This window comes from Pseudomonas peradeniyensis (genome assembly GCF_014268935.2).
Classification (GTDB): Bacteria; Pseudomonadota; Gammaproteobacteria; order Pseudomonadales; family Pseudomonadaceae; genus Aquipseudomonas; species Aquipseudomonas peradeniyensis.
Genome location: NZ_JABWRJ020000003.1, coordinates 839296 through 851398, shown reverse-complemented (window position 1 = coordinate 851398; position 12103 = coordinate 839296). Strand labels below are relative to the sequence as shown.

The window sequence follows — 12103 nt, the reverse complement described above, 5'->3', positions numbered from 1 at the left end:
CTACAGGCGCAGCTCCCCCGGGGTCGCGCCGAACAGCTGGCGGAACGCGGCGATATAGGCCGAGGTCGAGTCATACCCGCAGCCCAGCGCGGCCTGGGTGACGCTCTCCCCGGCCTCCAGCAGCGCCAGTGATGACAGCAGGCGCATGCGCTGGCGCCAGTTGCGAAAGCTCAGCCCCGTCTCGCGCTGGAACAGGCGCATCAAGGTCTTTTCCGACACCCCGAGTTGCACCGCCCACTGCTGCAGGGTCTGGGGCTGGTCGGGGGCGGCGATCAAGCCGTTGCACAACGCCAGCAGGCCCGGGTGGCGCGGCAGCGGCAGCGAGAATCCCACCTGCGGCAGGGTGCGCAGCTGGTCCAGCAACACCGCCACCAGCCGCGCTTCGGCACTGTCGCCTTCCGGGTAGTTCACCGCGAAGGTGCAGAACTGCTTGATCAGCTCCCGCGCCAGCGGCGTGACCTCCAGTACCCGGCATTCGCCCGGCGCCCAGGGGCAGGCGTCGCTGCGCACGTACAGGCTGCGCATCTCGGCCTGCATCGAGGTCAGCACTTCGTGCTCAGTGCCGGCCGGGATCCACACGCCCCACTGCGGCGGGGCGAAGTAGCTGCCGTCGCTGGTATAGACACCAAGCACGCCGCTGATGGCATAGGAGAACTGCACCCAGTCATGCTGGTGACGGGTGGTCCAGGACCCGGCGCCCAGGCTCTCGGCGCGGGCGTAGAGTGGCCTGGGCAGGTGGTCCAGGGCGGGGATGGGACGCGGTCCGGTGATCGACATGCTGAGGCCTGGTGTCTCGGGTCGGACAAGGGTACCAGCCATCGCCACCTAGCGTTCGACGATCGCCGTCACCCCCTGTCCGCCCGCCGCGCAGATCGAGATCAGGCCACGCCCCTTGCCACGCTCGCTCAGCAGCTTGGCCATGTTCGCCAGTATCCGCCCTCCCGTCGCCGCGAACGGATGCCCGGCGGCCAGCGAGCTGCCCTTCACGTTCAGCCTGGCGCGATCGATCGCCCCCAGCGGCCCGTCGAGCCCCAGCCGCGTGCGGCAGTAGTCGGCATCCTCCCAGGCCTTGAGGGTGCACAGCACCTGGGCGGCGAAGGCTTCGTGGATCTCGTAGAAGTCGAAATCCTGCAAGGTCAGGCCATTGCGCGCCAGCAGCCGCGGCACCGCGTACACCGGCGCCATCAGCAGGCCTTCCTGGCCATGGACGAAATCGACCGCCGCCGCCTCGCCGTCCACCAGGTAGGCCTGCACCTTCAGGCCTTGCGCCTCGGCCCAGGCCTCGCTGCCGAGCAGCACCAGCGAGGCGCCATCGGTCAGCGGCGTGGAGTTGCCCGGCGTGAGCGTGCCCAGGCCGCTGCGCTCGAACACCGGCTTGAGCTTGGCCAACTGCTCCAGGGTCAGGTCGGCGCGCAAGTTGTTGTCCCGGGTCAGGCCGAGGTAGGGCGTGAGCAGGTCGTCGTGCCAACCCTCATGATAGGACGCCGCCAGGTGCTGATGGCTGAGCAGGGCCAGTTCATCCTGCTCCTCGCGGCCGATCTGCCAGGTCTGCGCCATGCGTTCGCAGTGCTCGCCCATCGACAGCCCCGTGCGTGGCTCGCCATTGCGCGGCAGCTCGGGCTTGAGCAGGCCCGGGCGCAGTTTCAGGAAGGGCTTGAGACGCTCGCCGAGGGTCTTGCCGCGGTTGGCCTGCAGAAGGATCTGGCGCAGCCCCTCGCTCACCGCGATGGGCGCGTCCGAGGTGGTGTCGACGCCCCCGGCGATGCCACTGTCGATCTGCCCCAGGGCGATCTTGTTGGCCACCAGCAACGCCGCTTCCAGGCCGGTGCCGCAGGCCTGCTGGATGTCGTAGGCCGGCGTCTGCGGCGACAGCCTCGAGCCCAGCACGCACTCGCGGGTCAGGTTCATGTCACGCGAATGCTTGAGCACCGCGCCGGCCGCCACTTCGCCCAGGCGCAGGCCGTGCAGCCGGTAACGCTCCACCAGGCCTTCGAGGGCCGCCGTGAGCATCGCCTGGTTGCTGGCCTTGGCGTAGGCGCCGTTGGAGCGGGCGAAGGGAATCCGGTTGCCCCCCAGGATCGCGACCCGGCGAATTGACTGCATGCCTGTATTCCTCCTGAAACAATTTGATCCTTAAGCCTAGGTTCTTTTCGCGCATTCGAACGACCCTGCCACAAACTTGGTCCACACTTGCATGCTTGCCTTCAGGGAGAACCGTACATGAGCGACCGCTATCTGGGCTTTGCCAACTCCACCCTCGGACGAAAACTGGTCGATGCCCTCGGCCTGCCCCGCCCGGTGCCGCTGGAACGCTGGCAGGCCGGACGCCTGCGTCCCATCGAGGGCGCGCTGGTGCTGGGCGGTGGGCCGCTGGCAGGCCAGGTGGCGGCGATCGCCCCGCGTCTGACGGCCGACTGCTATGGCTTTGCCAGCGAAGCGCTCGAGGTTCCCGCCTGGGTCGCGGGCCTGGGGCCGAAGCTCAAGGCGGTGGTGTTCGATGCCAGTCACCTGTCCGACAGCGATGACCTCAAGCAGTTGCGCGAATTTTTCCAACCCCTGCTGCGCAGCCTGGCCTCCAGCGCCCACGTGGTGATCCTGGGGCGTGCGCCAGAAGCCATGGCCGATGCGCAGGACAGCGTCGCCCAGCGGGCCCTCGAAGGCTTCAGCCGCTCGCTGGCCAAGGAACTGCGCAACGGCGCCACGGCCAACCTGCTGTATGTCGCCGAAGGCGCCGAAAGCCAGCTCGAGGGCGCGCTGCGGTTCTTCCTTTCGCCCAAGAGCGCATTCGTTTCCGGCCAGGTCCTGCGCCTGGCGCCCTGCGCCGCCCAGGTGCAAGACTGGACCCGACCGCTGGCCGGTCGCCACGCCCTGGTCACCGGCGCCGCCCGGGGCATCGGCGCGGCGATTGCCGAAACCCTGGCTCGGGACGGCGCCGAGGTGACGCTGCTCGATGTACCCCAGGCCCAGCGCGACCTCGACGCCCTCGCCGCGCGCCTGGGCGGCCGCGCCCTGGCGCTGGACATCTGCGCCGCCGATGCCGCCGCGCAACTGCTCGAAGCCCTGCCCCAGGGCCTGGATATCGTTGTGCACAACGCCGGCATCACCCGCGACAAGACCCTCGCCAACATGACCCCGGAGTACTGGGACGCGGTACTGGCCGTCAACCTCAAGGCGCCCCAGGTGCTGACCCAGGCGCTGTTCGAAGGAGGCAAGCTGCACGCGGATGCGCGCATCACCCTGCTCGCCTCGGTCAGCGGCATCGCCGGCAACCGCGGCCAGTCCAACTACGCGGCCAGCAAGGCCGGGCTGATCGGCTTCGCCCAGGCCTGGGCGCCACGCCTGGCCGAACAGGGCGCCAGCATCAATGCGGTGGCGCCGGGCTTCATCGAGACGCACATGACCGCGGCCATGCCCATGGGCCTACGCGAGGCCGGCCGGCGCCTGAGCTCGCTGGGCCAGGGCGGGCTGCCGCAGGACGTCGCCGAAGCCATCGCCTGGCTCAGCCAGCCGGGCTCGGGCGCGGTCAATGGCCAGGCCTTGCGGGTCTGCGGCCAGGCCTTGATGGGAGCCTGACCATGACCCGACCCTGGCACGACCTGCACAGCCCCGACTCACGACTGAGCCTGTACCTGCGCGCCCTCGGCAAACGCAAGATCCGTGGCAGCCAGTTGCCGGAGCAGGGCCTGCGCTGTTTCCTGCGGGTCGATCCCGCCAACCTGGCGGCCTACCGCCGGCTCTGCCACTTCGCGGACGACGGCCGCCTGCCGGGTACCTACCCGCACATCATGGCCTTCAGTTTGCAACTGCAGTTGCTCACCGCCGAGGCGTTTCCCTTCCCGCTGCTGGGGCTGGTGCACCTGCACAACAGCCTGCAGGTGCTGCGCCCCCTGGGCGGCATCGACGGGCTGCGCTTCGCGGTGTATGCCGACAACCTGCAACCCCATGAAAAGGGCGGCACCTTCGACCTGGTGACCGAGGCCGAAGATGGCCTCGGCCTGCTCTGGCGCGAGACCAGCCGCATGCTGGTGCGCGGCCTCAAGCTCGACGCGCCGGCCGCGGACCTGACCGAGACAACGCCCGCCGCGTTGCCCGAGGCCACCCGCTGGTATGCCGACGGCGATATCGGCCGGCGCTACGCCAGGGTCTGCGGCGACTACAACCCGATCCACCTGAGCAGCCTCACGGCACGCCTGTTCGGCTTCCCCAGGGCCATCGCCCACGGCATGTGGAGCAAGGCCATGGCGCTGGCGGCCTTGCAGGGACACCTGCCCAAGGCCGGGTATGCCTTTTCGGTGGACTTCCACAAACCGGTGCGCCTGCCTTCAGAGGTGATACTGAGCGCCAGCGAGGCGGGGCCAAGCGGCGAGCTGCGCCTGGATGGCCACGGCGGGCTGCTGCATATGCTCGGCAGTTGGCGCACGCTCTGATCGGGCTTGCTTTGCAAGGCACCTCGCCGGAAGCTATGCGCCACGAGGAGACCCCGATGAACCTGCAAGAACTGACCGAACGCCTGCACCGCATCCGCGACACCAACGACTGGCGGGTATTCCACAGCCCGAAGAACCTGGCCATGGCCGCCAGCGTCGAAATGGCCGAGCTGGTGGAGATCTTCCAGTGGCTGACCGAGGACCAGTCCCGCCGGCTGCCCGCCGACAAGCTCGCACACGCAGGCCAAGAGATAGGCGATATCGTCCTCTACCTGTTGCTGCTGTGCAGCGAGCTGGGCCTGGACATGGATGAGGTGGTACGGGCCAAGCTCGCCGACAGCGAGAGGCGCTTCGCAAAATGAACGACCGTCACTTCGATGAATTGGCCAGCCGCTTCGCCGAGAAGATCTACGGCGGCGCCAAGGGTGCCATCCGCCTGGCGGTGCTCCAGGCCGACCTGGCCGAAGCCCTGCCCGACCGTCCACTGCGGGTGCTCGATATCGGCGCGGGGCTCGGTCACATGGCCCTGTGGCTGGCCCAGCGCGGCCACCAGGTGACCCTTGCCGAACCCGCCGCGCCGATGCTCGACGGCGCCCGCGCGCGCTTTGCCGAGGCCGGCCAGCAGGCGACCTTCATCCAGGCGCCGTGGCAGGACCTGCTCGGCCAACTCACCGAACCCTACGACCTGGTGCTGTGCCACGCCGTGCTCGAATGGCTGGCCGAGCCCGAAAGCATCCTGCCGGTCCTGCACCAGCTGACCGCGCCGGGCGGCTGGCTGTCGCTGGCCTTCTACAACCGCGACGCGCTGGTCTACCGCAACCTGCTCAAGGGCCATTTCCGCAAGCTGCGGCACAATCGCCTGGCCGGTGAAAAGCAGAGCCTCACGCCACAGAAACCACTTGATCCGCGCGAGCTCAGGGCGCAACTTGAAGCTCTGTGGCAGGTCGAAAGCGAGAGCGGCGTACGGGTATTCCACGACTACATGCCCAAGGAGTTCCAGGACAAGGCCGAGCTGCTCGACCTGCTGGAGATGGAACTGGCGCACCGCCGCCACCCCAGCTTCGCTGGCCTGGGCCGCTATCTGCACTGGATGTGCCGCCCCCACTGACCCGCTCGCCAGGAGGATCCATGCCGTACCGTCTGCTCTGCCTGGCCCTGCTCCCCTTCGCCCTGGCCGCCTGCCAGGGCAGCAACCCCTATGTCGCCAGCGGCAAGCCGCTGCCGCCGGCGCCGCCCCAGGCCGCCAATACCTTCGATGCCAGCGCCTACCCCGCGCCGGCACGCGACTACGGCCGTTACCGCAGCTGGAGCTGGCGCAACAACCAGCCACCCGGGGGCCTGGTCAACGCGACGCCGGGCCAGCTGGCCGACGCGGTGAGCGGCGCCCTCGACCAGCACGGCCTGCGCCCGGCGCACAATGCGCCCGCCGACCTGCTGGTCAGCGCCGACGTGCGCCTGGAGCGGCGCCTGCGCCAGGTGCGCGACTACGACTACGATCCCTACTACGGCCCCTACCCTTACGGCGGCGTCGGCTACGGTGGCTATCGCAACGGCTATGGCGGCTACGCCAGCGTGCCGATCGTGCGCACCTACGAAGTCGAGGTGATGGTGGTGCGCATCGACCTGTTCGATGCCCGCAACGGCCAGCCGGTGTGGAGCGCCAGCGCCGAAAGCGGCAGCGACAAGGACTCGCCGCGTGAACGCGAAAGCGCCCTGCGCGAGTCGGTGAGCAAGGCGATGAGCGGCTATCCTCCCAGCTAACCTCCCACGGAGAACCATCATGTTGCGCCGTCTCGTTCTACTGTCCTTCGCCCTGCTGCTGGCCGCCTGTTCGAGCAACAACGTGCAGCACGACTTCGATGCCAGCCGCGACTTCGCCGCCTACCGCAGCTGGGCCTGGCAGGAGCCGGGCCTGCAGTATCGCCCGGACGATCCGCGGATCAAGAGCGACCTGACCGAGCAACGCATTCGCCAGGCGGTCGCCGGCCAGCTCGACCAGCGCGGCCTGCGCCCGGTCCAGGGCAATGCCCGGGCGGATGTGAAGGTGCGCGCCTACCTGATCGTCGAGGACCGCCAGCAGCAGATCACCACCAATTACGGCGGTGCCTGGGGTGGCTACTGGGGCGGTTACTGGGGTGGGCCGATGTACAACGAGACGCGCAGCGTCGACTACAAGGTGGCGACCATCCAGGTCGACCTGTTCGACGGCCGCGACGGCAAGCTGGTATGGCGCGGCAGCGCCGAGCAGATCATGAACAACTACCCGCCCAGCCCGCAGGAGCGCAATGCGGCGATCCAGAAGACCGTGACCCAGGTGTTGAGCAACTATCCGCCGCACTGAGGCCTGCGAGACACCCCATCAAATAATACGTAATTCTTTGATTCAACTCGGACAGCGTGGGAGCGGGCTTGCCCCGCGATTCACCGGCAAAGCCGGTGCCATACACCCATCGCGGGGCAAGCCCGCTCCCACGCTGTTCCAGCCTAATCAAAGCATTATGGTTTGTGCCAAAAGTGCGGATCAGCAGACAAGGCAACTTGCCATCACCTTGACTACACTCCTTGCACCGCCGCCGCGCTGCCGGGCCACAGGCCGGCAAAGGAGTGCCCGTGGTTCCCCGTTCCGCTGTGCGCCAACGCGGCGCGATCGGCCTGATGGCCGCGCTGACCATGGGCCTGGCCCTGGTGTTCATGCTCCTGACCGTCGACAGCGGCCGCCTCTACCTCGAACAACGCAAGCTGCAGCGCATCGCCGACATGGCCGCCCTGGAAGCCGCCGAGCACGGCGGGGTCTGCAGCGGCAGCGGCCCGCAGGCCTCCGCCCTGGCCCGCACCGCAGCCACCCGCAACGGCCACTCGCCCCTCAATCCACTGATCGCCAGCTGTGGCTACCTGCGCACCGGCATCGACAACCTGCGCACCTTCACCGCCGACAACGTGCGCAACGAGGCGATCAAGGTCGAGGTCAGCAACGTGGTGGTCACCAGCGTCGCCGGCGGGGTGTATGCGCTGGTCCAGGGCGGCGCCATCGCCCGTACCACCACGCTCCGTGCCAGCGCGGTAGCCGCCAGCCCAGGCCCGCCCCAGGCGATGTTGAGCATCCATACCACACTCCTGCAAGTCAGCTCGATGCAATCAGCCGTTCTCAACGCGCTGCTGAAGGCCATCGGTGCAAGCACCCAACTCAGCGTGCTGGGCTGGCAAGGTATCGCCGATACCCAGCTCAACCTGCTCAGCTATACCGACGCACTGTCGACCGAACTGCACCTGGACCTGGGTGACTACCAGCAATTGCTGAGCCTGGAGACCACTACCCAGAAGCTGTTGGACGTTGCCGTCAAGGTGCTCCAACAAAGTGGGGCCACTGCGCAGGTGACCGGCAACCTGCTCAAGCTTGCGGCAGACCTGACGGGGCCGATAACGCTGGGTGAGCTGCTGAATCTCCAGACCGGGACCGTCCAGGCGGGCCTGGATGCGAACGTTCAACTGCTGCAGCTGGTGCAAGCCATGATTCAGGTGGCGGCGAAGCGGCAAGCCGTGAATGCCGAAATCCCTATCAATGCATTGGGGCTGGTCAACGGTCGCGTGTACCTCAAGGTGATCGACCCTCAGCAAACCTCTGCCGCGGGTGACCCGCGTACCGATGAGTTGCGTGTTCATACAGCCCAGATCCGGGCGCTGGTCTCCCTCGACCTGCCCCTGCTGAGCGGCATCGCCGGGCTGCTCAACGCAGTGCTGGACCTGGCGGCACCCTTGACCAACGTGCTCAACAACCTGCTCAGCCTGAACCTGCTGGGCACCGTGCAATCGTTGACCTGCGCCCTGGGCATCCCGTGCAAGGTCAGCGACATCAAGTTGCTGGACGGCCAGGTGCATATCGACATCGGCATCGAAGTCGCCGAAGGCACCAGCCGCCTGCGTCCGGCACCGCCCGACAACTACACGTGCACCCCGAAGAGCCTGACCACCCTCACCCAGCGCTCGGCGGCGAAAATCGCCATCGGCAGGTTCGATTCCCCGGCGGACTTCCTCAACAACGGCACCACCGTGGTCAAGGCCCTGCCGGTCATCGATATCGGCACCAATGTCTGCAGCCGCGTGCTGATCCTGCCGCCGTCCTGCGGCACACGGGTGCCCTATGCCGGCGGCGGCATCGGCGTACGGGTAGACAGCAAGCTGCTGGGCAGTGGCCCGGAGGAAAAAGCGCTGCTGTTCAGCGGCGCCCACGCCCCGACCGAAATCGGCCAGGAACCTGCCTACCTACCCATGGACAGCGACCAGGCCCAGGTGGTGGCGAGCCTGTCCGACACCCTGGCGGGCATCCACCTGGAAGCCTACAAGCCCATCGGCAATAGCGGCCTCGGCCAGGTGCTGGTGCTCACCGCCGGGCTGCTGGACGGGGTGAAGAACATCCTCGAGCCGGTCATCAAGAACCTGCTCAGCCCCCTGCTCGATCCCCTGGTCAACGGCTTGCTCAAGGTGCTCGGCATCGACCTGCTCGACGCCCAGGTCGGCACCAACCTCAGTTGCGCCAGCGGCCACGCTCAACTGGTGCTGTGAAGGGGCAGCTCGACCCGGAAGCATGCGCCCTCGGCGCCGTTGTCCACGCTCAGGCGGCCGCCCATCTGGCTGACGATGCCATGGCTGACCGACAGGCCCAGCCCGGTGCCGACCCCGGCTGGCTTGGTGGTGAAGAAGGGTTCGAAGATCCGCTCGTGCAGTTGCGGATCGATCCCGCCAGCGTTGTCCTCCACCAGCAGCCACAGGCATCCGCCATGCAGCGCCTGGCGTACCCGGATCCAAGGCTGCGCCACCTGCTTTTCCAGCAAGGCGTCACGGGCATTGACCATCAGGTTGATCAGCACCTGCTCCAGCTGGTCCTGATGCCCGAGCACCTGCGCCAGGGCCTCGGGCGGCTCCAGGCGCAGCGTCACGCCCTTGCCGCGCAGGCCTTCCTCGAGCAACGCCCGGGCGCCTTCCACCGCGGCCCAGGCGGCGAAGCGCTCGCGCTCGACCGCCGAGCGCCGGCCATACACCCGCATATGGTCGACCAGCCGGGCGGCGCGCTCGACCTGGGCCTCGATGCGGCGCAGCTTGTCTTCCAGATAGGCAGGATCGGCAGCGCCGTTCTCCAGGCGCTTGAGGGTGTTGGCCACCGCCATGCGCATCACGTTGAGCGGCTGGTTGATCTCGTGCAGCAGCCCGGTGGCCAGCTCGCCAAGGGTCGCCATCTTCGCGCCCTGCAACAGTTGCTGCTGGCTGCGCCGTACCTCGGTGTTGTCGCGGCCCACGGCCTGGACCTCCAGCAGCTTGCCCTCGGCGTCGAACAACCCACGGTCGGCCCAGACCCACCAGGCATGCTCGCGACCGGGCAGTTGCAAGCAGATCTCCGCGCTGCTCACCGGCTGCTCCGGTGTCAGCGCCCGCAGGCGCAGGAGGAAGGCCTCGCGCTGGCCGGCGGACAACCACTGCCCCAGGTCCGCGCCCTGCAACTGCTCGGGCGTGCAGCCCAGGTAGTCGGCCAGGGGCCGATTGCCGAACAGCACGGTCAGGTCCGGGCGATACCGGCAGATCATCGCCGGCGAATCCTCCACCAGCACGCGGTAGCGCTCCTCGCTCTGGCGCATGCGCTCGGCGGCTTCGGTGGCCTCGCTGACGTCCAGCCACAGGCCGACCACCTCCAGCGGCTGGCCGAGGTCGTCTCGCAGCAGACGGGCCTCGTCGAGCATCCAGTGATAGCCGCCAAGGTGATCGCGCAGGCGATAGCGGCAGCGCACCTGGCCATCGCGCAACAGGCCTCGGGTGCGCTCCAGCCACAGCGGGCGGTCGTCCGGATGCACCGCCAGGCCCGGCTGGCGCGCCTGTTCGCTGTCGGCCGCCCAGCCCAGCAACGGCGCCAGGCTGGCGCTGTAGAAATCGCTGTGCAGCGCGCCTTCGGTATAGCGCTGCACGTAGATCACCGCGGGCGAGCGGGCGATGAGGTTCTCCAGCCGCGCACGGGCCGCGCCGGCCTGCTGCTCCTGGGCCTTGAGGGCGCTGATATCGAGCAGGAAGCCGCGCAATTGGCCGCCCTGGGCCTGGCCGGCCCAATGGAACCAGCGCGGCGGCGCCAGGGGGTCGCGGTCCGGCAGCCGCACGCTGAGGCTCAGCGCCTGCCCGTCACGGGCCTGGTCCAGGGCCAGTTGCGCCGGCTCGCGGTCCGCCGGATGCAGGCGGGCAAGCCATTGGCCAAGGCTGACCCGGTTCGCCAACCCGAGGCTCGCGGCCAGGGCCGAGTCCAGCTGCAGCTCGCCGTGCGTCGGCCACTCCCACCACCCCGCGCCCAGCTGGCGCTGCAGGTCATCGAGGTGATGGGCCTGGTGCTGCAGTTGCTGGCGGCGATGGCGCACCAGCAGCGGCTCGGTCAAGGTCCGCACCAGCGCCAGGGCCATGTCGACCGGGGGCGCCTGCCGCGCTCCCGCGCACAGCACCCAGGCCTCGGCCTCCAGGCCCTGACGATAGGGCACCAGAAACAGCGACGCAGCACCGCACAGGGCAAGCAACTCGGGGTCGTCATCGACTTCGATCAGGGTATGGGCCGGCCAACGGTCCAGGCGCTCGCGCAGCCTGCGATCATCAGGCCAGGGCCAGGTCTCGTCGCTGCTGGCGTAGTGGCGCCAGCCGCCCGGTTCGCGCAGCATCAGCCGCAGCGCGGCCGCCTGCCAGTGCTCGGCCAGGCTGTGCAGCTGTTCGCGGGTCGTCTGTAGCAGGCGCTCGCTGCCGCATTCGCGCAGAGCGTGGCCGATCTCGCCGAGCAGGGGGCGCTGACGATCCCAGCGCTGTTCGCGCAGCAGATCGCCGATATCGAACAGCTGCAGCATCCAGCCTTGTTCGTGGCGCTGCAGCCAGCCACGGGTGTGCAACGCATGGCCCATGACGGTGTGAAAATCCAGGTCCAGGGGCTGGCCCTGCCAGTCGGCGGGCTGCCCTTCGAGCACCAGCCAGCTGTGGCGCTCCAGATAGTCATGCACCCGCGCACCCGCCTGGCCGGGCAGTGCCAGCAGGCTGCGCAGCGGACCGGCCAGACGCAGCACCCGCGCCTGGTCATCGAGCCACAGTTGCAGACCGATGGCCGGCGTCACCTCGGGCGTCTGGGCCGGGGCCGGCGCGGCGAACCAGCGATCGAACAGGCCACCACTCACAGTTGCAGGCTCGCCTGGGCCTGTAGCCGTGCGGGCAGCTTCGGTACGTCACCGACCACCGGCAGCACCAGGGTCGGCAGCACCTGCGTCAGGCGCGAGCGCGGGTAGTCGATCACCACCGTGAGCACCTTGTCTGCGCCAACGGTGACCCGGGTGTCGGTAAGCACACTGAACCCCAGCGCGCTGGGCATCCACGCCAACTGCTGGCCGATCACCTGCCGGGCCAGCCCCTGCACGTCCAGCTCGTAGGTCTGGCTGGTCGGGTCCACGGCCACGCAGCGGCGCACGGCCTCGCTGCTGGCCTGGTTGAACGACTGCAGCATCAGCATCGGCAAGGCGTAGCTGACCAGCCCATAGAACACCGCGAAAAACACCATGAATACCGCGACAAACTCGATGGCTGCCGCGCCTTTTTGCCGTCCCGCCGGGCCTGCTTTCATGATCGCGTCTACCCTGACTGTGAGACCTGTCTGAAAGCATAGAACCGTTCAACGA

The 12103-nt window shown here is 68.3% G+C and carries 11 protein-coding genes; 7 read left to right on the top strand and 4 right to left on the bottom strand.

The genetic code is table 11. The features are described from left to right. A complete protein-coding gene (locus HU751_RS18805; protein ID WP_186734471.1) occupies positions 1-777 on the bottom strand; it encodes an AraC family transcriptional regulator in 777 nt (258 codons plus the stop codon). A gap of 48 nt (positions 778-825) precedes the next feature. Beyond that, positions 826-2103: an acetyl-CoA C-acetyltransferase gene (locus tag HU751_RS18800; protein ID WP_186734470.1), complete on the bottom strand. Its 1278-nt coding sequence runs from the start codon at positions 2101-2103 to the stop codon at positions 826-828. 117 nt (positions 2104-2220) lie between these two features. Between HU751_RS18800 and HU751_RS18795 the strand changes: the two genes are divergently transcribed. The 7 genes from HU751_RS18795 to HU751_RS18765 all read left to right on the top strand — a co-directional run bounded on the left by HU751_RS18795 (position 2221) and on the right by HU751_RS18765 (position 8987). Then, positions 2221-3573, top strand: a complete 1353-nt coding sequence (locus HU751_RS18795; protein WP_186734469.1) for a 3-oxoacyl-ACP reductase — start codon at positions 2221-2223, stop codon at positions 3571-3573. Between the two features lie 2 nt (positions 3574-3575). Continuing rightward, positions 3576-4427 carry a MaoC family dehydratase gene (locus HU751_RS18790; protein ID WP_186734468.1) on the top strand — a complete coding sequence of 284 codons (852 nt, stop codon included), beginning with the start codon at positions 3576-3578 and terminating at the stop codon, positions 4425-4427. A gap of 56 nt (positions 4428-4483) precedes the next feature. Continuing rightward, on the top strand, positions 4484-4789 hold the full coding sequence (locus tag HU751_RS18785) for a MazG-like family protein (RefSeq protein ID WP_186734467.1): 306 nt from the start codon (positions 4484-4486) through the stop codon (positions 4787-4789). Further along, a complete protein-coding gene (locus HU751_RS18780) occupies positions 4786-5535 on the top strand; it encodes a methyltransferase domain-containing protein (protein ID WP_186714959.1) in 750 nt (249 codons plus the stop codon). The genes HU751_RS18785 and HU751_RS18780 overlap by 4 nt, the downstream gene beginning before the upstream one ends. A 20-nt stretch (positions 5536-5555) precedes the next feature. Further along, on the top strand, positions 5556-6188 hold the full coding sequence (locus tag HU751_RS18775; protein ID WP_186734466.1) for a DUF4136 domain-containing protein: 633 nt from the start codon (positions 5556-5558) through the stop codon (positions 6186-6188). A 19-nt stretch (positions 6189-6207) separates the two neighbouring features. Then, entirely contained in the window at positions 6208-6768 is a 561-nt protein-coding gene (locus HU751_RS18770) for a DUF4136 domain-containing protein (RefSeq protein WP_050703622.1), read from the top strand. Between the two features lie 269 nt (positions 6769-7037). Next, positions 7038-8987 (top strand): pilus assembly protein TadG-related protein, encoded by a 1950-nt coding sequence (locus tag HU751_RS18765; RefSeq protein ID WP_367616968.1) that lies wholly within the window; start codon positions 7038-7040, stop codon positions 8985-8987. On the opposite strand, the gene HU751_RS18760 is transcribed toward HU751_RS18765, so the two are convergent. Both HU751_RS18760 and HU751_RS18755 read right to left on the bottom strand, forming a co-directional pair. Further along, on the bottom strand, positions 8972-11608 hold the full coding sequence (locus HU751_RS18760; protein ID WP_186734465.1) for a PAS domain-containing sensor histidine kinase: 2637 nt from the start codon (positions 11606-11608) through the stop codon (positions 8972-8974). The genes HU751_RS18765 and HU751_RS18760 overlap by 16 nt on opposite strands. After that, the gene (locus HU751_RS18755; protein ID WP_050703621.1) at positions 11605-12048 is read right to left on the bottom strand and encodes a TadE/TadG family type IV pilus assembly protein; all 444 of its coding nucleotides are present in this window, start codon (positions 12046-12048) and stop codon (positions 11605-11607) included. Before HU751_RS18755 ends, HU751_RS18760 begins: the two co-directional genes overlap by 4 nt. Between the last annotated feature and the right edge of the window lie 55 nt (positions 12049-12103).

Excerpts from the sequence above, each read along its gene's own strand:
- HU751_RS18805 (WP_186734471.1), bottom strand. The coding sequence starts at position 777 with ATGTCGATCACCGGACCGCGTCCCATCCCCGCCCTGGACCACCTGCCC.
- HU751_RS18800 (WP_186734470.1), bottom strand. The coding sequence starts at position 2,103 with ATGCAGTCAATTCGCCGGGTCGCGATCCTGGGGGGCAACCGGATTCCC.
- HU751_RS18795 (WP_186734469.1), top strand. The coding sequence starts at position 2,221 with ATGAGCGACCGCTATCTGGGCTTTGCCAACTCCACCCTCGGACGAAAA.
- HU751_RS18790 (WP_186734468.1), top strand. The coding sequence starts at position 3,576 with ATGACCCGACCCTGGCACGACCTGCACAGCCCCGACTCACGACTGAGC.
- HU751_RS18785 (WP_186734467.1), top strand. The coding sequence starts at position 4,484 with ATGAACCTGCAAGAACTGACCGAACGCCTGCACCGCATCCGCGACACC.
- HU751_RS18780 (WP_186714959.1), top strand. The coding sequence starts at position 4,786 with ATGAACGACCGTCACTTCGATGAATTGGCCAGCCGCTTCGCCGAGAAG.
- HU751_RS18775 (WP_186734466.1), top strand. The coding sequence starts at position 5,556 with ATGCCGTACCGTCTGCTCTGCCTGGCCCTGCTCCCCTTCGCCCTGGCC.
- HU751_RS18770 (WP_050703622.1), top strand. The coding sequence starts at position 6,208 with ATGTTGCGCCGTCTCGTTCTACTGTCCTTCGCCCTGCTGCTGGCCGCC.
- HU751_RS18755 (WP_050703621.1), bottom strand. The coding sequence starts at position 12,048 with ATGAAAGCAGGCCCGGCGGGACGGCAAAAAGGCGCGGCAGCCATCGAG.